This is a genomic window from Streptomyces showdoensis (genome assembly GCF_039535475.1).
GTDB lineage: Bacteria > Actinomycetota > Actinomycetes > Streptomycetales > Streptomycetaceae > Streptomyces > Streptomyces showdoensis.
The window spans coordinates 3,581,843-3,608,368 of the sequence record NZ_BAAAXG010000026.1; the positions used below are offsets into that span (position 1 = coordinate 3,581,843).

General features: G+C 71.7%; 22 protein-coding genes. 19 read left to right on the top strand and 3 right to left on the bottom strand.

Features of this window, described 5'->3' with window-relative positions; translation table 11 throughout:
- Window positions 1-13 precede the first annotated feature (13 nt).
- The 13 genes from ABD981_RS29420 to ABD981_RS29480 all read left to right on the top strand — a co-directional run bounded on the left by ABD981_RS29420 (window position 14) and on the right by ABD981_RS29480 (window position 14,244).
- Window positions 14-1,768, top strand: a complete 1,755-nt coding sequence (locus ABD981_RS29420; protein WP_046906994.1) for a UDP-N-acetylmuramoyl-L-alanyl-D-glutamate--2,6-diaminopimelate ligase — start codon at window positions 14-16, stop codon at window positions 1,766-1,768.
- A 4-nt stretch (window positions 1,769-1,772) separates the two neighbouring features.
- The gene (locus tag ABD981_RS29425; RefSeq protein ID WP_046906995.1) at window positions 1,773-3,200 is read left to right on the top strand and encodes a UDP-N-acetylmuramoyl-tripeptide--D-alanyl-D-alanine ligase; all 1,428 of its coding nucleotides are present in this window, start codon (window positions 1,773-1,775) and stop codon (window positions 3,198-3,200) included.
- A complete protein-coding gene (gene mraY / locus ABD981_RS29430; protein ID WP_046906996.1) occupies window positions 3,197-4,267 on the top strand; it encodes a phospho-N-acetylmuramoyl-pentapeptide-transferase in 1,071 nt (356 codons plus the stop codon). The genes ABD981_RS29425 and mraY overlap by 4 nt, the downstream gene beginning before the upstream one ends.
- Complete coding sequence (gene murD, locus ABD981_RS29435) at window positions 4,249-5,685, top strand: UDP-N-acetylmuramoyl-L-alanine--D-glutamate ligase (protein ID WP_046906997.1); 1,437 nt, start codon at window positions 4,249-4,251, stop codon at window positions 5,683-5,685. The genes mraY and murD overlap by 19 nt, the downstream gene beginning before the upstream one ends.
- A gap of 55 nt (window positions 5,686-5,740) precedes the next feature.
- Window positions 5,741-7,081 carry a putative lipid II flippase FtsW gene (ftsW, locus tag ABD981_RS29440; protein ID WP_046906998.1) on the top strand — a complete coding sequence of 447 codons (1,341 nt, stop codon included), beginning with the start codon at window positions 5,741-5,743 and terminating at the stop codon, window positions 7,079-7,081.
- 6 nt (window positions 7,082-7,087) lie between these two features.
- Complete coding sequence (gene murG / locus ABD981_RS29445) at window positions 7,088-8,182, top strand: undecaprenyldiphospho-muramoylpentapeptide beta-N-acetylglucosaminyltransferase (RefSeq protein WP_046906999.1); 1,095 nt, start codon at window positions 7,088-7,090, stop codon at window positions 8,180-8,182.
- A gap of 24 nt (window positions 8,183-8,206) precedes the next feature.
- Window positions 8,207-9,004 carry a cell division protein FtsQ/DivIB gene (locus ABD981_RS29450; RefSeq protein WP_046907000.1) on the top strand — a complete coding sequence of 266 codons (798 nt, stop codon included), beginning with the start codon at window positions 8,207-8,209 and terminating at the stop codon, window positions 9,002-9,004.
- A 280-nt stretch (window positions 9,005-9,284) separates the two neighbouring features.
- Window positions 9,285-10,499 carry a cell division protein FtsZ gene (ftsZ, locus tag ABD981_RS29455; protein WP_046907001.1) on the top strand — a complete coding sequence of 405 codons (1,215 nt, stop codon included), beginning with the start codon at window positions 9,285-9,287 and terminating at the stop codon, window positions 10,497-10,499.
- Window positions 10,496-11,236, top strand: a complete 741-nt coding sequence (gene pgeF, locus ABD981_RS29460) for a peptidoglycan editing factor PgeF (RefSeq protein ID WP_046907002.1) — start codon at window positions 10,496-10,498, stop codon at window positions 11,234-11,236. Before ftsZ ends, pgeF begins: the two co-directional genes overlap by 4 nt.
- Window positions 11,233-11,952 carry a YggS family pyridoxal phosphate-dependent enzyme gene (locus ABD981_RS29465; RefSeq protein WP_046907003.1) on the top strand — a complete coding sequence of 240 codons (720 nt, stop codon included), beginning with the start codon at window positions 11,233-11,235 and terminating at the stop codon, window positions 11,950-11,952. The genes pgeF and ABD981_RS29465 overlap by 4 nt, the downstream gene beginning before the upstream one ends.
- Window positions 11,953-12,091: 139 nt before the next feature.
- Window positions 12,092-12,715 carry a cell division protein SepF gene (locus ABD981_RS29470; protein ID WP_046907004.1) on the top strand — a complete coding sequence of 208 codons (624 nt, stop codon included), beginning with the start codon at window positions 12,092-12,094 and terminating at the stop codon, window positions 12,713-12,715.
- A gap of 70 nt (window positions 12,716-12,785) precedes the next feature.
- A complete protein-coding gene (locus tag ABD981_RS29475) occupies window positions 12,786-13,076 on the top strand; it encodes a YggT family protein (RefSeq protein ID WP_046907005.1) in 291 nt (96 codons plus the stop codon).
- A gap of 67 nt (window positions 13,077-13,143) precedes the next feature.
- Window positions 13,144-14,244: a DivIVA domain-containing protein gene (locus tag ABD981_RS29480; protein ID WP_046907006.1), complete on the top strand. Its 1,101-nt coding sequence runs from the start codon at window positions 13,144-13,146 to the stop codon at window positions 14,242-14,244.
- 166 nt (window positions 14,245-14,410) lie between these two features.
- On the opposite strand, the gene ileS is transcribed toward ABD981_RS29480, so the two are convergent.
- Window positions 14,411-17,554, bottom strand: a complete 3,144-nt coding sequence (ileS, locus tag ABD981_RS29485; protein WP_046907007.1) for an isoleucine--tRNA ligase — start codon at window positions 17,552-17,554, stop codon at window positions 14,411-14,413.
- Between the two features lie 561 nt (window positions 17,555-18,115).
- Here ileS and ABD981_RS29490 point away from each other — a divergent pair.
- The 6 genes from ABD981_RS29490 to ABD981_RS29515 all read left to right on the top strand — a co-directional run bounded on the left by ABD981_RS29490 (window position 18,116) and on the right by ABD981_RS29515 (window position 23,293).
- The gene (locus tag ABD981_RS29490) at window positions 18,116-18,910 is read left to right on the top strand and encodes a TraR/DksA family transcriptional regulator (RefSeq protein WP_046907008.1); all 795 of its coding nucleotides are present in this window, start codon (window positions 18,116-18,118) and stop codon (window positions 18,908-18,910) included.
- A gap of 34 nt (window positions 18,911-18,944) precedes the next feature.
- On the top strand, window positions 18,945-19,526 hold the full coding sequence (gene lspA / locus ABD981_RS29495) for a signal peptidase II (protein WP_046907009.1): 582 nt from the start codon (window positions 18,945-18,947) through the stop codon (window positions 19,524-19,526).
- Between the two features lie 53 nt (window positions 19,527-19,579).
- The gene (locus ABD981_RS29500; protein ID WP_046907010.1) at window positions 19,580-20,521 is read left to right on the top strand and encodes an RluA family pseudouridine synthase; all 942 of its coding nucleotides are present in this window, start codon (window positions 19,580-19,582) and stop codon (window positions 20,519-20,521) included.
- On the top strand, window positions 20,518-20,988 hold the full coding sequence (locus tag ABD981_RS29505) for a GNAT family N-acetyltransferase (protein ID WP_046907011.1): 471 nt from the start codon (window positions 20,518-20,520) through the stop codon (window positions 20,986-20,988). Before ABD981_RS29500 ends, ABD981_RS29505 begins: the two co-directional genes overlap by 4 nt.
- 58 nt (window positions 20,989-21,046) lie before the next feature.
- A complete protein-coding gene (locus ABD981_RS29510) occupies window positions 21,047-22,633 on the top strand; it encodes a Na+/H+ antiporter (protein ID WP_046907012.1) in 1,587 nt (528 codons plus the stop codon).
- 90 nt (window positions 22,634-22,723) lie between these two features.
- Window positions 22,724-23,293, top strand: coding sequence for a dienelactone hydrolase family protein (locus ABD981_RS29515; protein WP_046907013.1), 570 nt, complete (start codon window positions 22,724-22,726; stop codon window positions 23,291-23,293).
- Window positions 23,294-23,366: 73 nt separating this feature from the next.
- Here the strand turns inward: ABD981_RS29515 and ABD981_RS29520 are convergent, their stop codons facing one another.
- Window positions 23,367-24,335, bottom strand: a complete 969-nt coding sequence (locus tag ABD981_RS29520) for a zinc metalloprotease (protein ID WP_240495165.1) — start codon at window positions 24,333-24,335, stop codon at window positions 23,367-23,369.
- A gap of 347 nt (window positions 24,336-24,682) precedes the next feature.
- A complete protein-coding gene (locus ABD981_RS29525) occupies window positions 24,683-26,332 on the bottom strand; it encodes an alkaline phosphatase D family protein (RefSeq protein ID WP_046907015.1) in 1,650 nt (549 codons plus the stop codon).
- Window positions 26,333-26,526: the final 194 nt, after the last annotated feature.

Genomic DNA, 26,526 nt, shown 5'->3' on the forward strand with positions numbered 1-26,526 from the left:
GCCGGGAGCACCAGTGACCACCATCACCCCCCGTTCCGGGAACCGGAAATCGAACTCCGGCGAGGCCGTGGCCTCATTTAGCCCCTCGGCCGGTGCGCCCGGTACGCTCACCGCCGTGCCACACGCTGATCAGTACCGAACCACCCCGCCCCGTCCGGAGCGGCTCCGCCCGACACCCCTGGGCGAGCTCGCCGCACTGCTGGGCACCGGGACCGACGAAGACAGAGCCGCCACCGGCTCCACGGAGGTCACGGGCATCACGCACGACTCGCGGGCGGTGCGTCCGGGTGACGTGTACGCGGCCCTGCCCGGCGCCCGGATGCACGGCGCCGACTTCGTCGCCCAGGCCGCCGGACTCGGCGCCGCCGCGATCCTGACCGACCCGGCCGGCGCCGACCGCGCCGCCGCGACCGGCCTGCCGGTCCTGGTCGTCGAGGACCCGCGCGGTCGCATGGGCGAACTCGCCGCCGCGATCTACGGGCGCCCCGGGGCGGACCTGCTGCAGATCGGCATCACCGGCACCTCCGGCAAGACCACCACGGCCTACCTCGTCGAGGGCGGGCTGCGCGGCGCGGGCCGCGCGACGGGCCTGGTCGGCACCGTCGAGATGCGCATCGGCGACGAGCGCATCAAGTCCGAGCGCACCACCCCCGAGGCCACCGACCTCCAGGCCCTCTTCGCCGTCATGCGCGAGCGCGGGGTCGAGGCGGTCGCCATGGAGGTCTCCAGCCACGCCCTCGTGCTCGGCCGGGTCGACGGCTGCGTCTTCGACGTCGCCGTCTTCAACAACCTGAGCCCGGAGCACATGGAGTTCCACTCCGACATGGAGGACTACTTCCAGGCCAAGGCGCGGCTGTTCACCCCCGAGCGCAGCAAACGCGGCGTGGTGAACCTGGACGACGCCTACGGCCGCCGGCTCGTCAAGGAGTCGGGCGTCCCGGTCGTCTCCTTCTCCGCCGCCGGCGCCCCGGACGCCGACTGGCGCGCCGAGGACGTCGTCACCGGCCCCGCCGACTCCTCCTTCACCGTCGTCGGCCCGGACGGGCGGCGGATCTCGGCCACCGCGCCGCTGCCCGGCCCGTTCAACGTCGCCAACACCCTCGCCGCGATCGTCACCCTCGCCACCGCCGGGCTCGACCCGCAGACCGCCGCCGACGGCATCGCCGCCGTCCCCGGCGTGCCCGGGCGCCTGGAGCGGGTCGACGCCGGCCAGCCGTACCTCGCGGTCGTCGACTACGCGCACAAGACGGACGCCGTCGAATCGGTCCTGCGCTCGCTGCGTGAGGTGACCCGCGGCAGGCTGCACGTGGTCATCGGCTGCGGCGGCGACCGCGACACCACCAAGCGCGGCCCGATGGGCGCCGCCGCGGCCCGGCTCGCCGACACCGCCGTGCTCACCTCCGACAACCCGCGCTCCGAGGACCCGCTCGCGATCCTCACCGCGATGCTCGCGGGTGCCGCCGAGGTCCCCGCCGCCGAGCGCGGCGAGGTCCTGGTGGACGCCGACCGGGCGGCCGCCATCGCGGCGGCCGTGGCCCGGGCCGAGCCCGGCGACACCGTCCTGGTCGCGGGCAAGGGCCACGAGCAGGGGCAGGAGGCCGCCGGAGTGGTCCGCCCCTTCGACGACCGCCAGGTCCTGCGCGCGGCGGTCCTGGCCCGGCTCGGCCGGCAGGACGCACCGGCCGCACCGGCCGCACCGGACGCACAAGCCGCACCCGAATCACTCGAAGCACTCGAAGCACACCGCCACGAGAACAGTCAGGGATGAAGCAGTGATCGCCCTCTCCCTCGCCGAGATCGCCGAAATCGTCGGCGGGCAGCCGCACGACATACCGGATCAGGCCGTCCAGGTCACCGGTCCCGTCGTCATCGACTCCCGTGAGGTGAAGCCCGGCAGTCTCTTCGCCGCCTTCGCCGGCGAGCGGGTCGACGGCCACGCCTACGCGGAGCGCGCCGTCCAGGCGGGCGCGGCGGCGGTGCTCGCCGCCCGCCCCGTCGGCGTGCCCTCGATCGTCGTGGACGACGTGCAGGCCGCGCTCGGCGCGCTGGCCCGCGCGGTCGTCGGCCGCCTCGGCACCGATGTCGTCGCGCTCACCGGCTCGGCGGGCAAGACCTCCACCAAGGACCTGATCGCCCAGGTCCTGGAGCGTCGCGCGCCGACCGTGTGGACGCCCGGCTCCCTCAACAACGAGATCGGCCTGCCGCTGACCGCGCTGAAGGCCGACGCCGGCACCCGGCACCTCGTCCTGGAGATGGGAGCGCGCGGAATCGGCCACATCCGGTACCTCACCGGCCTCACCCCGCCGCGGATCGGTCTGGTCCTCAACGTGGGCACCGCGCACATCGGCGAGTTCGGCGGGCGCGAGCAGATCGCCCAGGCCAAGGGCGAACTGGTCGAGTCCCTGCCGGCCGCGGCGGACGGCGGTGTCGCCGTCCTCAACGCCGACGACCCCCTCGTACGGGCCATGGCGAGCCGCACCACGGCGCGGGTCACCTTCTTCGGCGAGGCCGAGGACGCGGCCGTACGTGCCGAGAATGTCCGGCTCACGGAGAGCGGACAGCCCTCTTTCCGGCTTCACACACCCACCGGGTGCAGCGACGTGACCTTGCGCCTGTACGGTGAGCACCACGTGTCGAACGCGCTCGCCGCGGCCGCCGTCGCCCATGAGGTCGGCATGCCCGTCGAGGAGATCGCCACCGCGCTCTCCGAGGCAGGCAACCTGTCCCGCTGGCGCATGGAGGTCACCGAGCGTCCGGACGGCGTGACGATCGTCAACGACGCCTACAACGCGAACCCCGAGTCCATGCGAGCCGCTCTGCGCGCGCTCGCGGCCATGGGCAGGCCCGCACAGGCCAGGGGCTCCCGTACGTGGGCGGTGCTCGGCAAGATGGCCGAGCTCGGTGACGAGTCGCTCGCCGAGCACGACGCGGTCGGGCGGCTCGCCGTCCGGCTCAACGTCAGCAAGCTCGTGGCGGTCGGGGACAGGGAAGCGTCCTGGCTGCAACTGGGCGCCTATAACGAGGGTTCGTGGGGTGAGGAGTCGGTGCACGTGTCCGACGCGCAGGCGGCGGTCGACCTGTTGCGCAGTGAGCTGCGACCGGGGGACATCGTCCTGGTGAAGGCGTCCAGGTCGGTGGGGCTGGAGCGGGTCGCCCTGGCACTGCTCGACACGGCCGAGGGCGAGGTCTCCGGCCGATGAGGCAGATCCTCTTCGCGGGGGCCATCGGCCTCTTCCTGACCCTGATCGGCACCCCGCTGCTCATCAAGCTGCTCGCCCGCAAGGGATACGGGCAGTTCATCCGCGACGACGGCCCGCGCGGCCACGCCGGGAAGAAGGGCACGCCCACCATGGGCGGCATCTCCTTCATCCTGGCCACCCTCATCGCGTACGCCCTGGCCAAGGTCATCACCGGCGAGGACCCGACGTACTCGGGCGTCCTGGTGCTGTTCCTGATGGCCGGAATGGGTCTGGTCGGCTTCCTCGACGACTACATCAAGATCGTCAAGCAGCGTTCGCTGGGTCTGCGGGCCAAGGCGAAGATGGCCGGCCAGCTCATCGTCGGCATCGCCTTCGCCGTGCTCTCGCTGCAGTTCGCGGACCTGCGCGGAAACACCCCGGCCTCCACGAAGCTCTCCTTCATCACCGACTTCGGCTGGGCCATCGGCCCGGTGCTGTTCGTGGTCTGGGCGCTCTTCATGATCCTGGCCATGTCCAACGGCGTGAACCTGACGGACGGTCTGGACGGCCTGGCCACCGGCGCGTCGGTGATGGTCTTCGGCGCGTACACCTTCATCGGGCTCTGGCAGTTCCAGGAGTCCTGCGCCAACGCGATGACGCTGACCAACCCGAACGCCTGCTTCGAGGTCCGAGATCCGCTCGACCTCGCGGTCGTCGCCTCCGCGCTGATGGGCGCCTGCTTCGGCTTCCTGTGGTGGAACACCTCGCCCGCCAAGATCTTCATGGGCGACACCGGCTCGCTGGCCCTCGGCGGCGCGCTGGCCGGTCTCGCCATCTGCTCCCGCACGGAGCTGCTGCTGGCCATCCTCGGCGGCCTGTTCGTGATGATCACGATGTCCGTGGTCATCCAGGTCGGCTCGTTCAAGATGACCGGCAAGCGCGTCTTCCGGATGGCCCCGCTCCAGCACCACTTCGAACTGAAGGGGTGGTCGGAGGTCCTGGTCGTCGTCCGGTTCTGGATCATCCAGGGCATGTGCGTGATCGTGGGCCTGGGCCTCTTCTACGCGGGATGGGCAGCAGAGAAGTGAGCGAGCTGGACTGGCAGGGCAAGAACGTCACCGTCGCCGGGCTCGGCGTGAGCGGCATCCCCGCCGCGCGTGCCCTGCACGGCCTGGGCGCGGTCGTCACGGTCGTCAACGACGGCGACGACGAGCGCTCCCGGGCGCAGGCCGCGGAGCTGGAGGCGGAGGGCATCACCGTCCGCCTCGGCGACGGGGCGACCCTGCCGCCCGGCACCGAACTGATCGTCACCGCCCCGGGCTGGCAGCCCGACAAGCCCCTCTTCCTGGCCGCCGCCGAGGCGGGCGTGGAGATCTGGGGCGACGTCGAGCTGGCCTGGCGGCTCCGTGGCCCGGACGCGGCTCCCTGGCTCGCGGTCACCGGCACCAACGGCAAGACCACGACCGTGCGGATGCTCGCCTCCATCCTGGAGGCGGCCGGCCTGCGGACCGCCGCCGTCGGCAACATCGGCGTCTCGCTGCTCGACGCCGTCCTCGGCGACGAGGAGTACGACGTGCTCGCCGTCGAGCTCTCCAGCTACCAGCTGCACTGGGCGCCCTCGCTGCGCGCCCACTCGGCCGCCGTGCTCAACCTGGCGCCCGACCACCTCGACTGGCACGGCTCCATGGAGGCGTACGCCGCCGACAAGGGCCGGATCTACGAGGGCAACCGGGTCGCCTGCGTCTACAACGTGGCCGACCGGGCCACCGAGGACCTGGTCGTGGCGGCCGACGTCGAGGAGGGCTGCCGGGCCATCGGGTTCACCCTCGGCACCCCCGGCCCCTCGCAGCTCGGCGTGGTCGAGGACATCCTGGTCGACCGGGCCTTCGTCGCGAACCGGCAGAAGAACGCGCAGGAGCTGGCGGAGGTCGCCGACGTCCAGCCGCCGGCCCCGCACAACATCGCCAACGCCCTCGCCGCGGCCGCCCTGGCCCGCGCCTTCGGCGTCGAGCCGAAGGCCGTACGGGACGGGCTGCGGGCCTTCCGGCCCGACCCGCACCGCATCGAACTGGTCGAGGAGATCGAGGGCGTGGTCTACGTCGACGACTCCAAGGCGACCAACACCCACGCCACGGAAGCCTCGTTGGCGGCCTACGACCCGATCGTCTGGATCGCCGGCGGCCTCGCCAAGGGCGCGGAGTTCGACGAGCTCGTCAAGAACGCGGCGCAGCGGCTGCGCGGGGTGGTGCTGATCGGCCGGGACCGGGCGCTGATCCGCGAAGCGCTGGCCCGACACGCCCCCGAGGTCCCGGTGGTGGACCTCGACCGGACCGACACTGGGGCGATGTCCGCGGCGGTCCAGGAGGCGGCCTCGCTCGCCCGGCCGGGGGACACGGTCCTGCTGGCGCCGGCCTGTGCCTCGATGGACATGTTCACCAACTACAACAAGCGGGGCGAGGCCTTCGCGGACGCCGTCCGCAGCCTCGCCGCGACCGGGCGCGCCTGACCTGACCAGCAAGGAGGTCCGGCCGAGCCGGGCACGACTGGAGGGGACGGCGAGCATGCCGAGCAGAACCGCAGGGACGCGCGGGCCGTCCGCCGTGCGCGGCGGAGGGCGCGCCCCCGCGGCGCCGAGGAAGCCGCGCCGGGGCGGGCTGCGCGGGATCCACGAGCGGGCCCGCAAGGCCTGGGACCGGCCGCTGACCGCGTACTACGTGATCGTCGGCGCCGGACTGCTCATCACCGCGCTCGGCCTGGTGATGGTCTACTCGGCCTCCATGATCACGGCGCTGCGCTACGACCTGGTGCCCTCGTACTTCTTCCGGAAGCAGTTCTTCGCGGCGCTGCTCGGGGCGGGGCTGCTGCTGGTGGCCTCCCGGATGCCGGTGAAGCTGCACCGGGCGCTGGCCTACCCGATCCTGGTCGGGGCCATCTTCCTGATGGTCCTCGTCCAGATCCCCGGGATAGGGGTGGCGGTCGGCGGCAACCAGAACTGGATCTCACTGGGCGGACCGTTCATGCTGCAGCCCAGCGAGTTCGGCAAGCTGGCGCTGATCCTGTGGGGGGCCGACCTGCTCGCCCGCAAGCAGGACATGAAGCTGCTCACCCAGTGGAAGCACATGCTGGTGCCGCTGGTTCCCGGAACGTTTCTGCTGCTCGGGCTCATCATGCTGGGTGGTGACATGGGCACGGCGATCATCCTCTCCGCGATCCTTTTCGGCCTGCTGTGGACCGCCGGTGCCCCCACCCGGCTCTTCGTCGGCGTGCTCTCGGTGGCCGGGGCCATCGGCTTCCTGCTCATCAAGACCAGCGACAACCGGCTGAAGCGATTCGCCTGCATCGGCGCCACCGACCCCGGGGGAGAGGGCGCCCCGTGCCTCCAGGCGGCGCACGGGATCTACGCCCTGGCCTCCGGCGGATGGTTCGGTTCCGGGCTCGGGGCGAGTGTGGAAAAATGGGGCCAACTCCCCGAAGCGCACACCGACTTCATCTTCGCCGTGACCGGTGAGGAACTGGGTCTGGCGGGGACGCTGTCGGTACTGGCCCTGTTCGCGGCTCTAGGCTATGCGGGTATCCGCGTGGCCGGACGTACGGAGGACCCCTTCGTCAGGTTTGCCGCGGGAGGCGTGACCACCTGGATCACGGCGCAAGCCGTGATCAACATCGGTGCGGTGCTCGGTCTGCTGCCGATCGCCGGAGTCCCGCTCCCGCTGTTCTCCTACGGAGGATCGGCCCTGCTGCCGACCATGTTCGCCGTCGGGCTCCTGATCGCCTTCGCGCGACAGGAACCCGCCGCGAAGGCGGCCCTGGCCCTGCGCCGCCCCGGCTGGGGCAAGCGGGCCGGGGGGAGATGGAAGTCGATGCGACGGCGCGTCAAGAAGCGTCCGTCCGGAGAGCGGTGAATTTCGGTGCATGTCGTCCTCGCCGGCGGAGGTACCGCCGGCCACATCGAGCCCGCGCTCGCACTCGCGGACGCCCTGCGCAGGCAGGACCCCTCCGTGGGGATCACGGCGCTGGGCACGGAGAAGGGCCTGGAGACCCGGCTGGTGCCCGAGCGGGGCTACGAGCTGGCGCTCATCCCCGCCGTGCCGCTGCCCCGCAAGCCCACGCCCGAGCTGATCACCGTCCCCGGGCGGCTGCGCGGCACCATCAAGGCGGCCGAGCAGGTCCTGGAGCGCACCAAGGCGGACTGCGTGGTCGGCTTCGGCGGCTACGTGGCGCTGCCCGGCTACCTGGCCGCCAAGCGGCTCGGCGTGCCGATCGTGGTCCACGAGGCGAACGCCCGGCCCGGCCTGGCCAACAAGATCGGCTCGCGGTACGCGGCCGGGGTCGCCGTCGCCACCCCGGACTCCAAGCTGCGCAACGCCCGTTACATCGGCATCCCGCTGCGGCACACCATCGCGACCCTCGACCGGGCCCGGGTCCGCCCCGAGGCGCGCGCCGCCTTCGGTCTCGACCCGAACCTGCCGACCCTGCTGGTCTCCGGCGGCTCCCAGGGCGCCCGGCGGCTCAACGAGGTCGTCCAGCAGATCGCGCCCGTGCTCCAGCGCTCGGGCATCCAGATCCTGCACGCGGTCGGCCCGAAGAACGAGCTGCCGCGTGTCGACAACATGCCCGGTATGCCGCCCTACGTGCCGGTACCGTACGTGGACCGGATGGACCTCGCGTACGCCGCCGCGGACATGATGCTCTGCCGCGCGGGCGCGATGACCGTCGCCGAGCTCTCCGCCGTCGGACTGCCGGCCGCCTACGTCCCGCTGCCCATCGGCAACGGCGAACAGCGGCTGAACGCCCAGCCGGTGGTCAAGGCCGGCGGTGGACTCCTCGTCGACGACGCGGAGCTGTCGCCGCAGTGGGTGCAGGGCAACGTCCTGCCCGTACTGGCCGATCCGCACCGGCTGTACGAGATGTCCCGCGCCGCCTCCGAGTTCGGCCGCCGGGACGCCGACGACCTCCTCGTCGGCATGGTGTACGACGCGATCGCCGCCCGCCGCCAGGCGTAGCGGCGGCGGAAAGGGAGACGCCCCGTGGCAGCCGGACCGGCGACCGAGCAGAAGAGCCCGAGCGGCAGGTCCAAGGGCACGCCCCGGCCGTCCTCCCGGCCGGACGCCCGGAGGTTCCGGGTGCCCGGCCCGCGGGCGCTCCTCGTCGCCTTCGGCGCCCTCGCCCTGGTGGCCGGAGGCGTCTGGGCGCTCTACGGCTCGGCCTGGCTCCGCGTGGAGCGGGTGAGCATCTCCGGCACGGAGGTGCTCACCCCGGCCGAGGTCGAGCGGGTCGCGGCCGTACCGGTCGGCGCGCCGATGGTCTCCGTCGACACGGGGTCCATCGAGGCGCGGCTGCGCGAGCGGCTGCCCCGCATCGACACCGTGGACGTCGTGCGGTCCTGGCCGCACGGAATCGGTCTGAAAGTGACGGAGCGGAAGCCCGTACTCCTGATGGAAAAGGGCGGAAAGTTCATCGAAGTGGACGCCGGCGGCGTGCGGTTCGCCACCGTCGCCACGGCGCCCCGCGGCGTCCCCCGGCTGGTCCTCGCCGCGGCCGGCTCGCCGAGCCTGCGCCGCTTCGACGAGGACCGGCTGCTCGCCGAGGCGGTAGGCGTGACGGGCGAACTCCCGGAGAAAATCGCCCAGGACGCCCGTGTCGTCCGGATCGCGTCGTACGACTCCATCACCCTGGAGCTCGGCAGGGGGCGCACGGTCTTCTGGGGCAGTGGTGAGGACGGGGCCGTCAAGGCCCGGGTCCTGACCGCACTGATGAAGGCGACCCCCAAAGCGGGGCACTTCGATGTAAGTGCCCCCACAGCGCCCGCTTCGTCGGGAAGTTGACGCTCATCACCCCTGGCCAGCACCCTGGTTGGCCAGCGCTACGGGTGATCACATAGGGTGAAAAGAAAAACGGGAGGTTCGGCGTGTTCGTTGAACGTGCGCCACTTGTCGACTTAGTGTCCTGTTCGGAAGAGTCCAGCGAACAGAGACACTGGTAACCCTAAACTTCAACGTTAGGGTTTGGGTCGGCGTTTCGGACCGTCCCAATCGGCATCCGTCGTCGCGGCGCGCTTACCACCGCGAAGCGGCGACACGTAACTCGAGGCGAGAGGCCTTCGACGTGGCAGCACCGCAGAACTACCTCGCAGTCATCAAGGTCATCGGTGTCGGCGGCGGTGGTGTCAATGCCATCAACCGAATGATCGAGGTCGGTCTCAAGGGCGTCGAGTTCATCGCCATCAACACCGACGCTCAGGCGCTGTTGATGAGCGACGCCGACGTCAAGCTCGACGTCGGCCGTGAACTGACCCGTGGCCTCGGCGCCGGGGCCAACCCGGCAGTCGGCCGCAAGGCGGCAGAGGACCACCGTGAGGAGATCGAGGAGGTCCTCAAGGGGGCCGACATGGTCTTCGTGACCGCCGGCGAAGGCGGCGGCACCGGCACCGGCGGCGCACCCGTCGTCGCCAACATCGCGCGCTCGCTCGGCGCCCTGACGATCGGTGTGGTCACCCGCCCGTTCACGTTCGAGGGCCGTCGTCGCGCCAACCAGGCGGAGGACGGCATCGCCGAGCTCCGCGAAGAGGTCGACACCCTCATCGTCATCCCGAACGACCGGCTGCTCTCGATCTCGGACCGCCAGGTCTCCGTGCTCGACGCCTTCAAGTCGGCCGACCAGGTGCTGCTGAGCGGCGTCCAGGGCATCACGGACCTCATCACCACCCCGGGTCTGATCAACCTCGACTTCGCCGACGTCAAGTCGGTCATGTCCGAGGCCGGGTCCGCCCTGATGGGCATCGGCTCCGCCCGCGGCGACGACCGCGCGGTGGCCGCCGCCGAGATGGCGATCTCCTCGCCGCTCCTGGAGGCGTCCATCGACGGCGCCCGCGGCGTGCTGCTCTCCATCTCCGGCGGCAGCGACCTCGGTCTCTTCGAGATCAACGAGGCCGCCCAGCTGGTGAGCGAGGCCGCCCACCCCGAGGCGAACATCATCTTCGGCGCCGTCATCGACGACGCCCTCGGCGACGAGGTGCGGGTCACCGTCATCGCCGCCGGCTTCGACGGCGGTCAGCCGCCGGCCCGTCGCGACAACATCATCGGCTCGGTCTCCGCCAAGCGCGAGGAGCCGGCCCCGGCACCCCGCGCCGCCGAGACCTCCCGCCCGCTGGGCGGTCTGGGCACGGTGACCCCGCGCGAGGAGCCCGTGGCCCCGGTCGAGCCGGCGCCGGTCGTCAGCGAGACCCCGCTGCCGCCCGTCTCCTCGCCGGTGGTCCCGCCGGCCCGCCCGTACCCGGACACCCAGGCCGAAGAGCTGGATGTCCCGGACTTCTTGAAGTGATAGGGCAGCGACACGACAGGAACGGCGCCCACTTCGCCTTCACCGACCGGTGGGGCGGGGTGAGCGCCGTTCCGTACGAGGAGCTCAACCTCGGCGGAGCCGTCGGCGACGAGCCCGCGGCCGTCCTGGCCAACCGGGAGCGGGCCGCGGCCGGACTCGGCCTCGACCCGGCCCGGGTGGTCTGGATGAACCAGGTGCACGGCGCCGACGTCGCCGTGGTGGACGGCCCGTGGGGGACTGATCCCGTCCCCTCCGTGGACGCCCTCGTCACCGACCGGCCCGGACTCGCCCTCGCGGTGCTCACCGCGGACTGCGTGCCGGTCCTGCTCGCCGACCCCGTCGCCGGCGTCGTCGCCGCCGCCCACGCCGGGCGGCCGGGGATGGTCGCCGGGGTGGTCCCGGCCGCGGTGGCCCGGATGACCGAACTCGGCGCCCGCCCCGAGCGGATCGTCGCCCGCACCGGCCCGGCCGTCTGCGGGCGCTGCTACGAGGTGCCGGAGGCGATGCGGGCCGAGGTCGCCGCGGTCGAGCCGGCCGCGCACGCCGAGACCTCCTGGGGGACCCCCGCCGTCGACGTCACCGCGGGCGTGCTGGACCAGCTCGCCCGACTGGGCGTCACCGACGCGGTGGCGAGCGGGGTCTGCACCCTGGAGTCCCCGGACCACTACTCGTACCGCCGCGACCGCACCACCGGGCGACTCGCGGGATATGTCTGGCTGAACCGGGATGGGACATGACGGACCGCACGGCGGAACTCGCCGCGAACCTGGCACGGGTGGAGGAGCGCATCGCGGCCGCCTGCGCCGCCGCCGGTCGAGCGCGGGAGGAGGTGACCCTCATCGTGGTCACCAAGACCTACCCCGCGAGCGACGTGAGGATCCTGCACGGACTCGGGGTGCGGCACGTCGCCGAGAACCGTGACCAGGACGCCGCCCCCAAGGCGGCGGCCTGCGCGGACCTCGACCTGAACTGGCACTTCGTGGGCCAGCTGCAGACCAACAAGGTCCGTTCCGTGGTGGGTTATGCCGATGTGGTGCAGTCCGTCGACCGCTTGAAGCTCGTTTCCTCTCTCTCCGCGGCCGCGGAGAGAGGGGAGCGGGAGCTCGGCTGTCTCCTCCAGGTCGCGCTCGACGCCGAGTCCGGCGCCCGGGGCGACCGGGGCGGGGTGGCGCCCGACGGGATCGAGGAGTTGGCGGCCGCGGTGGACGCGGCGCCGGGACTGCGGCTCGACGGACTGATGACCGTCGCCCCGCTCGCCGGTCCCTACGCGGGTCGGCAACGGGCCGCCTTCGACCGGCTGATGGATTTGTCGACTGCCCTGCGCGCGACCCGTCCGGCTGCGAACATGGTGTCAGCAGGGATGAGTGCGGACCTCGAGGAGGCCGTGGCGGCCGGAGCGACACACGTGCGCATCGGTACGGCGGTACTCGGAGTCCGCCCGAAGCTCGGGTAACGTCGCGAAGCAAGTCGGACCACAGCAGAAAATATGGTCATTCCGCCAGGGAGGCGGGGGGACCTCGTGGATCGCGGGCACTTGGTGACACTGCGACATTCGGTAAGGGCGATCCACCACAGAGCGGAGGATTCAGAGAATGGCCGGCGCGATGCGCAAGATGGCGGTCTACCTCGGCCTCGTGGAGGACGATGGCTACGACGGCCGGGGCTTCGACCCCGACGACGACTTCGAACCCGAGCTGGAGCCGGAGCCCGAGCGCGACCGGCGCCATCACCAGCCCCCGCGCCAGGTGGAGCGGGAGGAACCGGTGCGCGTGGTCGCGCCCCCCGCACCCCGTGAGCCGGTGTCCCATTCTGTCCCGGTACTCGCCGAGAGTGGGCGTCCGGCCCGAATTGCCCCCGTGGCATCCATCACACCCGAACGTCCCAGCCTGGAGAAGAACGCACCGGTGATCATGCCCAAGGTCGTGTCCGAGCGGGAGCCCTACCGCATCACCACGCTGCACCCGCGGACCTACAACGAGGCCCGTACCATCGGGGAACACTTCCGTGAGGGCACTCCGGTGATCATGAACCTCACGGAGATGGACGACACCGACGCGAAGCGACTTGTCGACTTTGCCGCCGGTCTCGTCTTCGGGCTCCATGGCAGCATTGAGCGCGTGACGCAGAAGGTGTTCCTGTTGTCGCCTGCTAACGTCGATGTCACGGCGGAGGACAAGGCCCGCATCGCAGAGGGCGGATTCTTCAACCAGAGCTGAGAACACGAGACCGAGAACGACCCGGCCGCGAGGCCGGACAAGCGAGAGCCAGGGGAGAGGGAAGCGCGGGATGGGCGTCGCACTACAGGTGGTCTACATCGCGCTGATGTGCTTCCTTGTCCTCCTGATCTTCCGGCTGGTCATGGACTACGTCTTCCAGTTCGCCCGTTCATGGCAACCCGGTAAGGCGATGGTGGTCGTTCTGGAGGCCACCTACACTGTCACCGATCCACCGCTCAAGCTCCTGCGGCGGCTCATCCCGCCGCTGCGTCTCGGGGGCGTGGCACTCGACCTGTCCTTCTTCGTTCTGATGATCATCGTCTACATCCTGATCTCCATCGTGAGCGGCTTCGCGAGGTGATGGTGGAGGGAAATGTGGACGATACGGTCTTGCCGACTGCCGACGACTACGTAGAGGTGAAGAAGAGATGCCGCTGACCCCCGAGGACGTGCGGAACAAGCAGTTCACGACCGTCCGCCTTCGAGAAGGCTATGACGAGGACGAGGTCGATGCCTTCCTCGACGAGGTCGAAGCCGAACTGACGCGACTGCTCCGCGAGAACGAGGACCTGCGCGCCAAGCTGGCCGCCGCGACCCGTGCCGCCGCGCAGAACCAGCAGCAGCAGAGCATGCGCAAGCCCCCGGAGCAGCAGGACCGTCCCGTCGGTCCCGGCGCCCCGGTGCCCGCCGCCATATCCGGACCGCCGGCCCAGCAGCAGCCCCCGCAGATGGGCCCGCCGCAGCTGCCGTCCGGTGCCCCCGCGCTTCCGGCCGGTCCCATGCAGGGCGGCCCGATGCAGGGTGGCCCCATGCAGGGCGGTCCGATGGGCCCCGGCCCGATGCAGGGCGGCCCGATGGGTCCCGGCCCGATGCAGGGCGGTCCCATGCAGGGCGGCCCCATGGGTCACCCGCAGCAGCAGATGCAGCCCATGCAGCCGGCCCAGGGCCCGGGTGGCGACAGCGCCGCGCGTGTCCTCTCGCTGGCCCAGCAGACCGCCGACCAGGCGATCGCGGAGGCCCGTTCCGAGGCCAACAAGATCGTCGGCGAGGCGCGCTCGCGCGCCGAGGGCCTGGAGCGGGACGCCCGCGCCAAGGCCGACGCCCTGGAGCGGGACGCGCAGGAGAAGCACCGCGTCGCGATGGGCTCCCTGGAGTCCGCCCGCGCGACCCTCGAGCGCAAGGTCGAGGACCTGCGGGGCTTCGAGCGGGAGTACCGGACCCGCCTGAAGTCGTACCTGGAGTCGCAGCTGCGTCAGCTGGAGACCCAGGCCGACGACTCGCTGGCCCCGGCGCGTACGCCCGCGACCGCGTCCCTGCCGCCGTCCCCCTCGATGGCCTCGGCGGGTGCCCCCGCCCCGTCCTTCGGCGGCAACGGCCCGATGGGCGGCGCCCCGTCCTACGGCGGTCAGCAGCAGATGTCCCCGGCGATGACCCAGCCGATGGCTCCGGTCCGCCCGCAGGCCCCGCAGCCGATGCAGCAGGCACCGGCGCCGATGCGCGGTTTCCTGATCGACGAGGACGACAACTGACGGCGCCGTCGTCCGCGCGCTGAGCGCGTAGCCGTCGGCGGCAGTCTCAAGGGCCGGGCCCTGGGTGAAGACCCCAGGGCCCGGCCCTTTTGCGTGCCCGCCACGCGGAGGGGCATGCGGAAGGGCCCGGCACCGGATTCCGGTGCCGGGCCCTTCGCCGTGCGGGTTACGCCTTGCGGAGGCGGAAGGTGAGGGCCAGGCCCTCGTCCTCGAACGGGGTGCCGTACGAGTCGTCCGCCGGGCCCTCCGCGTGGTCCGTGGCCAGGACCTCGTCGGCGATCAGGCCGGCGTGGGCCGCCAGGGCCTCCGCCGTCTCCGGCGAGGTGGAGGTCCAGCGCAGCGCGATCCGGTCCGCCACGTCCAGGCCGCTGTTCTTGCGGGCCTCCTGGATCAGGCGGATCGCGTCACGGGCCAGGCCCGCCTTGCGCAGCTCCGGGGTGATCTCCAGGTCGAGGGCGACCGTGGCGCCGGAGTCGGAGGCCACCGACCAGCCCTCGCGCGGGGTCTCCGTGATGATGACCTCCTCGGGCGTCAGGGTCACCTCCTCGCCGTTCACCGTGACGACCGCCTCGCCGCCGCGCAGCGCCAGCGACAGGGCCGCCGCGTCGGCCGCGGCCACCGCCTTCGCCACGTCCTGGACGCCCTTGCCGAAGCGCTTGCCGAGCGCACGGAAGTTCGCCTTGGCCGTGGTGTCGACCAGGCTGCCGCCGACCTCGGAGAGGGAGGCGAGCGAGGAGACGTTCAGCTCCTCGGTGATCTGGGCCTGCAGCTCGGGGGAGAGGGCCGCGAAGCCGTTCGCCGCCACCAGCGCGCGGGACAGCGGCTGACGGGTCTTCACGCCCGACTCGGCGCGCGTGGCGCGGCCCAGCTCGACCAGGCGGCGGACCAGCAGCATCTGCTCGGACAGCACCTCGTCGACCAGGGCGGCGTCCGCCTCCGGCCAGGTGGAGAGGTGGACGGACTCCGGGGCGTCCGGGGTGACCGGGACGACCAGGTCCTGCCAGACCCGCTCCGTGATGAAGGGGGTCAGCGGGGCCATCAGGCGGGTGACCGTCTCGACGACCTCGTGCAGGGTGCGCAGCGCGGCCTTGTCGCCCTGCCAGAAGCGGCGGCGGGAGCGGCGCACGTACCAGTTGGACAGGTCGTCGACGAAGGCCGACAGGAGCTTGCCGGCCCGCTGGGTGTCGTACGCCTCCATCGCCTCGGTGACCGCGGCGACCAGCGTGTTCAGCTCGGAGAGCAGCCACTTGTCGAGCACGGTGCGGTCGGCCGGCGCCGGGTCCGCGGCCGAGGGGGCCCAGCCCGAGGTGCGGGCGTACAGGGCCTGGAAGGCGACCGTGTTCCAGTAGGTCAGGAGGGTCTTGCGGACGACCTCCTGGATCGTGCCGTGGCCGACCCGGCGGGCCGCCCACGGCGAGCCGCCGGCCGCCATGAACCAGCGCACCGCGTCGGCGCCGTGCTGGTCCATCAGCGGGATGGGCTGCAGGATGTTGCCCAGGTGCTTGGACATCTTGCGGCCGTCCTCGGCGAGGATGTGGCCCAGGCAGACCACGTTCTCGTACGAGGACTTGTCGAAGACCAGGGTGCCGACGGCCATCAGCGTGTAGAACCAGCCGCGGGTCTGGTCGATCGCCTCGGAGATGAACTGCGCCGGGTAGCGGCTCTCGAACAGCTCCTTGTTCCGGTACGGGTAGCCGTACTGCGCGAACGGCATCGAACCCGAGTCGTACCAGGCGTCGATGACCTCGGGCACGCGCACGGCTTCGAGGGAGCAGCCCTCGGTCGGGCAGGTGAAGGTCACCGCGTCGATGTACGGGCGGTGCGGGTCGAGCTCCGACTGGTCGGTGCCGGTCAGCTCGGTGAGCTCCGCGCGCGAGCCCACGCAGGTGAGGTGGTTCTCCTCGCAGCGCCAGATCGGCAGCGGGGTGCCCCAGTAGCGGTTGCGGGAGAGCGCCCAGTCGATGTTGTTGTTGAGCCAGTCGCCGAAGCGCCCGTGCTTGACCGAGTCCGGGAACCAGTTGGTCTTCTCGTTCTCCTGGAGGAGACGGTCCTTGACGGCGGTCGTACGGATGTACCAGGACGGCTGCGCGTAGTAGAGCAGCGCCGTGTGGCAGCGCCAGCAGTGCGGGTAGCTGTGCTCGTACGGGATGTGCCGGTAGAGCAGGCCGCGGGCGTCCAGGTCGGCGGTCAGCTGCTCGTCGGCCTTCTTGAAGAAGACGCCGCCGACCAGCGGCACGTCCTCCTCGAAGGTGCCGTCGGGGCGGACCGGGTTCACGACCGGCAGGCCGTAGGCGCGGCAGACCTTGAGGTCGTCCTCACCGAAGGCGGGGGACTGGTGGACCAGACCCGTGCCGTCCTCGGTCGTCACGTACTCGGCGTTGACCACGTAGTGGGCCTCGGCCGGGAAGTCGACCAGCTCGAAGGGGCGCTGGTAGGTCCAGCGCTCCATCTCGGCGCCGGTGAAGGACTCGCCGGTGGTCACCCAGCCCTCGCCGAGCGCCTTCTCCAGCAGCGGCTCGGCGACGACCAGCCGCTCGTCACCGTCCGTGGCGACCACGTAGGTCACCTCGGGGTGGGCGGCGACGGCCGTGTTGGAGACCAGGGTCCACGGGGTGGTCGTCCAGACCACCAGCGCGGCCTTGCCGGCGAGCGGGCCGGAGGTCAGCGGGAAGCGCACGTAGACCGAGGGGTCGACGACCGTCTCGTAGCCCTGGGCCAGCTCGTGGTCGGAGAGGCCGGTGCCGCAGCGGGGGCACCAGGGGGCGACGCGGTGGTCCTGGACCAGCAGGTCCTTGTCGAAGATCTGCTTCAGCGACCACCAGACCGACTCGATGTACGAGGGGTCCATGGTGCGGTACGCGTCGTCGAGGTCGACCCAGTAGCCCATGCGGGTGGTGAGCTCGGCGAAGGCGTCGGTGTGCCGGGTCACGGACTCGCGGCACTTGTCGTTGAACTCGGCGATGCCGTACGCCTCGATGTCCTTCTTGCCGGAGAAGCCGAGCTCCTTCTCGACGGCGAGCTCGACCGGCAGGCCGTGGCAGTCCCAGCCGGCCTTGCGGGCCACGTGGTAGCCGCGCATGGTGCGGAAGCGGGGGAAGACGTCCTTGAAGACGCGGGCCTCGATGTGGTGGGCGCCGGGCATGCCGTTGGCGGTGGGCGGACCCTCGTAGAACACCCACTCGGGGCGTCCCTCGGACTGCTCCAGGGTCTTGGCGAAGACCTTGTTGTCCTGCCAGAAGTCGAGCACCCCGTGCTCGAGCGCGGGCAGGTCGACCTGGGCGGGCACCTGGCGGTATTGCGGCGGCGTCATGCTTGCGAGCTCCTCCGGCGGACTGTTGCGCTTCCGTCCGGAGGGACGAGAGCAGTGCTCCCGCGGTACCACCCTCCTTGGCCCCGGGCGGCCGCTGCCGTCCTGAGCCCCCTCATTGGGGTCGCGACACCGGGTCTACTCGCCGCGGCCGACCGCGGCTTTCTTCCGGCAGCTCCGGGGTGATGCTTCACATCGGGCTCGCCCCCGGGCTCTCACCGTCCCCGGGTCGCTCATGGCTGCTTGCGACGCTACTCGTCCCCATCCAAGCCTTTCGCTGAGCCCAGTGTACGGGGCCGGGGCGGGCCCGGCCGACCGGATTTCGGGTGTTTCCCGGTGACCCGAATGGGCACACCGGCCCCCGCGGAGTCGTACTTCGGCCAAGTGGGGGACGGCCGGGACGGATAACCCGCCGGGGAGCTGGGCACAACGGAGGCATGCTCGTCCCGCAGGGCGCCGGGGCGGGCGTGCAGGGCGGCGTGCCCCGTTGCCGCGGGCCCTGGGCCGATTTATCGTCCCAGCACGATTCGCGAGCAAGATCACAAAATGTGAAGGGGCCGCGACATGGTGGCGAAGAAGACCGCCGCGAAGAAGACGACGGCGGCGAAGAAGACGCCGGCCGTCAAGAAGTCCGCGCCCGCGAAGAAGACCGCGCCCGCGAGCGAGGCGCCCGCCGGAAGGGCCGCCGCGAAGAAGGCGACGGCCACCAAGAGGGCGGCGTCCGCGACGGCGGCGCCGGCCGACCCCGCGGCCCCCGCGAAGAAGGCGGCACCCGCGAAGAAGTCCGCCGCGAAGAAGACGACGACGGCGAAGAAGACCGCGAAGACCGCGAAGACCGCGAAGACCGCGAAGGCGGCGAAGGCCGCGACCGAGAAGACAGGAGCCAGGACGGTGGCAGCGAAGAAGACCGCGGGTGGCGTCAGGACGGCCCCGGGCGAGGCCGCGGTGCCTCACTCCCGGCCGGGCGAGCTCGCCGTACGCCCGGGGGAGGAGCCGTGGACCCCCGAGGAGGTCGCCGAGGCCCGCAGCGGCCTCCAGGCGGAGGTGCTGCGGCTGCGGAGCGAGCTGGTCCACTCGCAGGAGGAGCTGACCGGGCTGATGCGCGACTCCGGCGACGGGGCGGGCGACGACCAGGCCGACACCGGTACGAAGAACATCACGCGCGAGCACGAGCTCGCCCTGGCGGCCAACGCGCGCGAGATGCTGGAACAGTCCGAGCACGCCCTGGAGCGGCTCGACGCCGGCACGTACGGCCTGTGCGAGGTCTGCGGCAAGCCCATCGGCAAGGCCAGGATGCAGGCCTTCCCCCGGGCCACGCTGTGCGTGGAGGACAAGCAGAAGCAGGAGCGCCGCGGCTGACGTGGCCGGAGGAGTGTGCCGTACCCTCGTGCACATGGCAGAGGCGGAGAGCGTCATCGGTACGCCGGATTCAGGTACGCCGGATTCAGCAGGGGCCGACGAGACGGCCGTCCCCGAGGAGCGGCCCAAGGGGAGGCGACGGATCGTCGCCCTCCTCGTGGTGGCCGTCCTCGCCTACCTCCTCGACCTGGGCAGCAAGATGCTCGTGGTCGAGAAGCTGGAGGGGCACGCCCCGATCAAGGTCATCGGCGATCTGCTGCGCTTCGAGGCCATCCGGAACCCGGGTGCGGCCTTCGGCATGGGCGAGGCGTTCACGATCATCTTCACCGGGATCGCGGCCGTGGTGATCGTCGTGATCATCCGGCTCGCGCGCAAGCTCTACAGCCTGCCCTGGGCGATCGCGCTGGGCCTGCTGCTCGGCGGCGCGCTGGGCAACCTCACCGACCGGATCTTCCGCTCGCCGGGCGTCTTCGAAGGGGCGGTCGTCGACTTCATCGCGCCCGCCCACTTCGCCGTCTTCAACCTCGCCGACTCGGCGATCGTCTGCGGTGGCATCCTGATCGTCATCCTGTCCTTCCGGGGCCTGGACCCGGACGGGACCATCCACAAGGACTGAGCCCGGAGCCGGTCTCAGGACAGAGTGTCTCCCGCACAAGGCATACTCGACGGGTGAGCACGAGTCCCGAAATCCGCACGCTGCCCGTTCCCGACGGCCTGGAGGGCGAGCGCGTCGACGCCGCCATCGCCCGTATGTTCGGGTTCTCCCGTACGAAGGCGGCCGAGCTGGCCGCCGCAGGCAAGGTCCAGGTCGACGGCGCCGTCGTCGGCAAGTCCGAGCGGGTCAGCGGCGGCGCGTGGCTCGAGGTCGAGATGCCCGGCGCGGCCGCCCCGGTGCAGATCGTGGCCGAGCCCGTGGAGGGCATGGAGATCGTCCACGACGACGACGACATCGTCGTGATCATGAAGCCGGTGGGCGTCGCCGCCCACCCCAGCCCCGGCTGGACCGGCACCACCGTGATCGGCGGCCTCGCCGCCGCCGGCTACCGGATCTCCACCTCCGGCGCCGCCGAGCGCCAGGGCATCGTGCACCGCCTCGACGTCGGCACCTCCGGCCTGATGGTGGTGGCGAAGTCGGAGTACGCCTACACCTCGCTGAAGCGCCAGTTCAAGGAGCGCGTGGTCGACAAGCGCTACCACGCCCTGGTGCAGGGCCACCCGGACCCGATGAGCGGCACCGTCGACGCGCCCATCGGCCGGCACCCGAACCACGACTACAAGTGGGCCGTGACCGCCGAGGGCAAGCCCTCCGTCACCCACTACGACCTCATCGAGGCGTACCGCGCGGCCTCGCTGCTCGACATCAAGCTGGAGACGGGCCGCACCCACCAGATCCGGGTGCACATGTCCACCCTGCGCCACCCCTGCGTCGGCGACCTGACCTACGGCGCCGACCCGACGATGGCCAAGCGCCTGGGCCTCACCCGCCAGTGGCTGCACGCGGTGCGGCTCGGCTTCGAGCACCCCGGCGACGGGCAGTGGGTCGAGTTCGCCAGCACCTACCCGGCGGACCTGCAGACCGCGCTCGACCGGATCGCCTCGGAGAGCCGGTGACCGCCCCCGCGTACACCGTCCGCGAGGCGGTGGCCCCCGAGGACCGCGAGGCGTGCTTCGCGGTGCGCCGCGAGGTCTTCGTGGAGGAGCAGGGCGTTCCGCAGGAGCTGGAGTACGACCCGTACGACGCCACCGCCGTGCACGTGCTCGCCGTCCGCGCGGACGGGGTGCCGCTGGGCACCGGGCGGCTGCTGTCCGGGGCGGACGCGACCGGCAAGACCGGCGCCGACGCCTCGGTGGGCTCCCTGGGGCGGCTCGCGGTGAACAAGGCCGCCCGCGGCCTCGGCGTGGGCGCCGCGCTGGTCCGGGCCATCGAGGACGCCGCCCGCGGGCGCGGCCTCGCCGCCGTCGACCTGCACGCCCAGACGCACGCGCTCGGCTTCTACGAGCGGCTGGGCTACGAGGCGTACGGCCCCGAGTTCCCGGACGCCGGGATGCCGCACCGGGCCATGCGCCGCGCACTCTGATCCCCCCACCGGTGGGGGCGAACGCGGCCAAACCGGACGTACGTGACAAGGTGGGGCCGTGGATCAACTGGCCCTGCTGTTCGTGCTGCTGCTCGGCGCCGTCCTGACCGTGCCCCTCGGGGACCGGCTCGGGCTGCCCGCGCCGGTCCTGATGACCCTCGTCGGGATCGCGCTGGCCTTCACGCCCTTCGTGCCCAACGTCGACATCCCGCCCGAGTACATCCTCCCGCTGGTGCTGCCGCCGCTGCTGTACGCCTCCGTGCAGCGCACCTCCTGGCGCCAGTTCGCGGCCAACAGGCGCCCGATCTTCCTGCTCGCGGTGGCCCTGGTCTTCGTCACCACGGCCGCCGTCGGCGCGGTCGCGGACGCGCTCGTGCCGGGGATCCCGCTGGCCGCCGCGCTGGCGCTCGGCGCGCTGGTGGCCCCGCCCGACCCGGTCGCGGCCACCGCCGTCGCCGGGTCGCTGGGGCTGCCCCGGCGGCTGGTGTCGATCCTGGAGGGCGAGGGGCTCTTCAACGACGTCACCGCGATCGTGCTCTACAACGTGGCGATCACCGCCGTCGTGAGCGGCTCCTTCTCCTGGCCCGAGGCGCTCGGCGAGCTCGTCCTGTCGGCCGTCGTGGCCGTCGCCGTGGGGCTCGCCCTCGGCTGGGCCGCCAACAGGCTGATGGGCCTGCTCGGCGACTCCACGCTCCAGACCGGGCTCACCCTCCTCGTGCCCTTCGTCTCGTACGTGCTCGCCGAGGAGCTGCACGGCTCCGGCGTCCTCGCGGTGCTGGTCACCGCGCTCTTCCTCGCCGAGTACGCGACCGACGCCGACGACGTGATGGGCCGGCTCGCCGGGCAGACCTTCTGGGAGGTCGTCGACACCCTGGTCACCGGCATCGCCTTCGGGCTCATCGGCCTCGAACTGGTCAACGTCTTCGGGGTCGTGGAGGACCACGGCCGGGAGGTGCTCGGCTGGGGCGCGGCCGTGGTGGGCGTGGTGGTCGGGGTGCGGCTGCTGTGGCTGCTGCCGGCGACCTGGCTGGCGAAACGGCTGCACACCGGCCGCGACTACGCCGAGGAGATCCCGATGAGCTGGCGGGAGACCGTGGTCATGTGGTGGTCCGGGATGCGCGGGGTGGCCTCGGTGGCGCTGGCCCTCGCCATCCCGCTGCGCACCGACGACGGGTCGCCCTTCCCCGGCCGGGACGAGATCGTCTTCATCGCCTTCTGCGTGATCATCGCCACCCTGGTCGTCCAGGGGCTCACCCTGCCCTGGCTGGTCAGGCGGCTCGGCGTGAAGGCCGACGCGGACGCCGAGCGGGCCTTCGAGCGGGAGCTGGCCATCCGCGCCGCGAAGGCCGCCAAGCGCCGCCTGAAGGAGATCGAGGAGGTCGAGGAGCTGCCCGAGGAGGTCTCCGAGCGGCTGCTGCGCGGGGCCTTCGACATCGGGGCGCGGATCAGCCCGGACATGGTCGACGACGAGCGGCGGGCGGCGTTCACCGAGCGGGTGGAGCGGGTGAAGAAGGTCCAGCGGATCCAGAAGGAGCTGATGTCGGCGGCCCGCCACGAGGTGCTCGCGGCCCGCAGCGAGCCCGGCTCCGACCCGGAGGTGGTGGACCGGGTGCTGCGCCAGCTCGACGTGCGCAGCATGCGCTAGGTCCTGTCCGGAAAGCGGCACCGTCTGCCCGCGAGCCGGGCGGGACGTTCCGGACGCGACCCAGGTCCGGCGGATGGCAGGATTGACCGCATGGACATCATGCTTTTCCACTCGGTCTACGGGATGCGCCCCGCGGTGGAGGCCGCGGCCGAGCGGCTGCGCGCCGCCGGGCACCAGGTCTGGACGCCGGACCTCTTCGAGGGCCGCACCGCCGGCACGGTCGAGGAGGGCGTGGCGCTCAGGGACGGGATCGGGAAGGACGAGCTGCTCCGCCGGGCGGTCCTGGCGGCCGCGCCGTACTCGGAGCGCGGTCTGGTCTACATGGGCCTCTCGTTCGGGGCCTCGGTGGCGCAGACGCTGGCGCTCGGGGACGAGAAGGCGCGCGGGCTGCTGCTGTTCCACGGCACCTCGGACATCGCCGAGTCGGCCGCGGTGGACGAGCTGCCGGTGCAGCTGCACGTGGCCGAGCCCGACCCGTTCGAGACGGACGACTGGCTGTCGTCCTGGTACCTGCAGATGCGCAGGGCCGGGGCGGACGTGGAGGTCTACCGCTACCGGGGCGCCGGACACCTGTACACCGACCCCGAGCTGCCGGACTGGGACGAGGAGGCGGCGGAGCGGACCTGGTCGGTCGCGCTGTCCTTCCTGGACGGCCTGTAGGTCCGCGGGGCGAAGGGGTGTGGCCCCCGGGGGAACTCCCCCGGGGGCCACACCCCTGTGCGCGGACGGCGCGTCAGGCGCGGTACGCGGTCCAGGAGTCGTTCATCCGGGTCACCTGGCCCGAGGTGAACTGGTACATGCAGGAGTCGTACGTGTAGTCCATGAAGTTGTGGATCGGGTCCACGCCTGCCTTGGAGGCGCAGCTGTCACGGCCGGTCGGGCACTCGAAGGCGGCGCTCTTCTCGGCCGGGGTGTCGCTGACGTAGTCGCCGCTGCCGTTGCAGCCGCCCTGGAAGGTGTGGTAGAGGCCCATCCAGTGGCCGACCTCGTGGGTGGCGGTGTCGCCCTCGTTGTAGTTGGCCGCGGAGCCGCCGGGCAGCGAGGCGTCGAGGATGACGACGCCGTCCATCTTCGGGCTGCTCTTGTACGAGGACGGGAAGGTCGCCCAGCCGAGCAGGCCGCCGCCGAGGTTGGCGGTGTAGACGTTCAGCGCGTTGGCGCCGCCCTTGCGGAGGGCGTTCTTCATGTCCTTCTCGGCCTGGGTGCCGTCGGACACGTTGTACCAGGTGGCGTTGTCCGTGTAGTCCGTGCCGGCCAGCGAGAACTGGAAGTTGCTGTTCACGTTGCCGGTGCCCTGGCCGCTGTAGGCGGCGTTGAGGACGGCCATCTGGTTGTTGATGGCGGTGGCGCTGAGCTTGCCCGTCGTGCCGCTGTGGATGACGTGGAAGTAGACGGGGATCGTCACCGCGGCGGCGGCGTTCGCGCCGGCGGCCAGGGAGGCGCGGCCGGACAGGCGGGCCTCGCCGACCTTCTTCTTCAGGTCGGCGTCCATGGCCTGGGCCTGGGCGGCGGTGACCTCGTTGGGCTCGGCCTCGGTGGCGTGGCCCTTCGCCTTGCGGGCGCCGGACAGCGTGGCGGAGCCGTCGGCGCACTTCTCGGCGGACGCCAGCGTGGTGGTGGCGGGGGTCGCCGCGGGGGCGGAGAGGGGGGCCAGGGCCAGGGTTCCGGCCATGACGGCGGTGCCGAGCATACGACGTGACATACGCGGCGATATACGGACAAGAGCACGCACGGTGACTCCTCGCGGGGGGTGGTGGAGAGGTACTTCCTCGCCACTGGCCGGGAGATTACGCGTCCATGTCAGACATCGTTGAGGATTGATCAAGCCCAATCATTCGTGCGGCAATTCGGGGCATCGGGAAGAAAAACTTCTGTCGCTTCCGGAGTTTGAGACGTAGGCGTAACAGAAGTGACGACGAAGGCGGGTGGTGTGTCCGGTTTCGATCGACCGAACTCGCCACCCGCCGTGACCGTGTGATCTCCCGTTAACAGAGAAGATCATGGCCGAAAAGCATCGCTACGATGCCGCCGCGTCTCCGTGCCGACGCGTCAGCGCACCGGCTGGTACACGCGCTCGACGCGCTGCGTTCCGCTGAGCGTGCGGTACGAGCGGGCCCAGGACGCCGTCGCGTGCACGTCCGCCCGGTCGGAGACCGTGTAGTAGTCCATCTGCGAGCGCTCGGCCGTCACGTCGAGCACGCCGTAGCCGTGGTGGTCCATGTCCACCCACTTCACGTGCCGGTTGGCGGCCTTGACCGCGCCCGCCGCCACCGCCGAGAGCGTGCCCGGCGCCACGTGCAGCAGGTCGTCCAGGTTGTCCGAGGTCACCGAGGTCACCACGAACTCCGTCGCGGCCGAGGCCGACAGCGGGTACGTCGCCGCCGTCACCGGCACGTCGTTGGCCCAGGCCATGTGGATGTCGCCGGTGAGGAAGACCGTGTTCCGGATGCCCCGGTCCGTCAGGTGCCGCAGCAGCTCCTTGCGGTCGTCCGTGTAGCCGTCCCACTGGTCGACGTTGACGGCGATGCCCTCCTTGGGCAGCCCGAGCAGCCCGGCGAGCGGTTCGAGGAGATGGGCCGGGAGCGCGCCGAAGGCCACCGGTGAGATCATCACCGAGGTGCCGACCAGCTGCCAGGCCGCGTCCGAGCCCGAGAGCCCCGACTTCAGCCAGTCCAGCTGCGCCCGGCCGGTGATGGACCGCTCCGGGTCGTCCACCTTGCCGCTGCCCGTGCCCGCCTGCTGGGAGCGGAAGGAGCGCAGGTCCAGCAGGTGCAGATCGGCCAGCTTGCCGAAGCGCAGCCGGCGGAAGACCGTGCCCTCGGTCGAGGTGCGCACCGGCATCCACTCGAAGTAGGCCTGCTTGGCGGCCGCCACCCGGGCCGCCCAGTCGCCCTCGGCGCCCGGCGTGTGGTTCTCGGCCCCGCCCGACCAGGCGTCGTTGGCGAACTCGTGGTCGTCCCAGATCGCCACGATCGGGTGCGCCGCGTGCAGCGCCTGGAGGTCGGCGTCCGTCTTGTACTTCCCGTGCCGGGTGCGGTAGTCGGCGAGCGAGACGATCTCGTGGGCCGGCTCGTGCTTCCGGACGGTGTACTTCGCCTCCGGGTAGGAGCCGGTGCCGTACTCGTAGATGTAGTCGCCGAGGTGGAGGACCGCGTCCAGGTCGGCACGGGCGGCGAGGTGGCGGTACGGGGAGAAGTAGCCGGCCTCCCAGTTGGCGCAGGAGACCACGCCGAAGCGGATGCCGGGGGCGGCCGAGTCGGCGGCGGGGGCGGTGCGGGTGCGGCCGGTGGGGGAGACGACCCCGCCGGCGGTGAAGCGGAACCAGTAGGCGGTGGCCGGGCGCAGGCCCCGGACGTCCGCCTTCACGGTGTGGTCGGAGGCCGCGGTGGCCTGGGCGGTGCCGTTCGCCACGGTCCGGGCGAAGGCGCGGTCCTCGGCGAGCTCCCAGGTCACGGTGACATCGGGGCCCGCGCCGGAGCCGGGTGCGGCGTCGGGGGTGGGGGTGACGCGCGTCCAGAGCAGGACGCCGTCGGGCAGCGGGTCGCCGGAGGCGACGCCGTGCAGGAACGCGGGCGCCGCGGGATCGGCGAGCGCGGGCGAGGCGGCGGCCACCAGAGCCGGGGTCACGACGGCCGACACGGCGGCGGCCTTCACGACGGTGCGGCGGCTGGGGGCGGATATGAGGTTACGACTGGTCACGGGCCGTCAGATTACCGGCCGGTAAGGCGAAGTGGCAGAGTCGCGCGCAATGTTCGCCGACTCTTCGGCGGGACGTCGCCGAGGCCCCGTGCGCGCCGAGGCCCCCGGACCTCCGCGCGGTGGCGGTGGCCGGGGGCCGGGGGCGGTGCCGAGGAGTTGTCCGACGGACTGCCGGGGGGGGCGGTCCGAGGGGT

What these genes read in the sequence shown, in the direction of transcription:
- ABD981_RS29520 (WP_240495165.1), bottom strand. Translation starts at nt 24,335, where the DNA reads ATGTCACGTCGTATGCTCGGCACCGCCGTCATGGCCGGAACCCTGGCC.
- ABD981_RS29475 (WP_046907005.1), top strand. Translation starts at nt 12,786, where the DNA reads ATGGGCGTCGCACTACAGGTGGTCTACATCGCGCTGATGTGCTTCCTT.
- mraY (WP_046906996.1), top strand. Translation starts at nt 3,197, where the DNA reads ATGAGGCAGATCCTCTTCGCGGGGGCCATCGGCCTCTTCCTGACCCTG.
- ABD981_RS29490 (WP_046907008.1), top strand. Translation starts at nt 18,116, where the DNA reads ATGGTGGCGAAGAAGACCGCCGCGAAGAAGACGACGGCGGCGAAGAAG.
- murD (WP_046906997.1), top strand. Translation starts at nt 4,249, where the DNA reads ATGGGCAGCAGAGAAGTGAGCGAGCTGGACTGGCAGGGCAAGAACGTC.
- ABD981_RS29465 (WP_046907003.1), top strand. Translation starts at nt 11,233, where the DNA reads ATGACGGACCGCACGGCGGAACTCGCCGCGAACCTGGCACGGGTGGAG.
- ileS (WP_046907007.1), bottom strand. Translation starts at nt 17,554, where the DNA reads ATGACGCCGCCGCAATACCGCCAGGTGCCCGCCCAGGTCGACCTGCCC.
- ABD981_RS29470 (WP_046907004.1), top strand. Translation starts at nt 12,092, where the DNA reads ATGGCCGGCGCGATGCGCAAGATGGCGGTCTACCTCGGCCTCGTGGAG.
- lspA (WP_046907009.1), top strand. Translation starts at nt 18,945, where the DNA reads ATGGCAGAGGCGGAGAGCGTCATCGGTACGCCGGATTCAGGTACGCCG.
- ABD981_RS29480 (WP_046907006.1), top strand. Translation starts at nt 13,144, where the DNA reads ATGCCGCTGACCCCCGAGGACGTGCGGAACAAGCAGTTCACGACCGTC.
- ftsW (WP_046906998.1), top strand. Translation starts at nt 5,741, where the DNA reads ATGCCGAGCAGAACCGCAGGGACGCGCGGGCCGTCCGCCGTGCGCGGC.
- ABD981_RS29515 (WP_046907013.1), top strand. Translation starts at nt 22,724, where the DNA reads ATGGACATCATGCTTTTCCACTCGGTCTACGGGATGCGCCCCGCGGTG.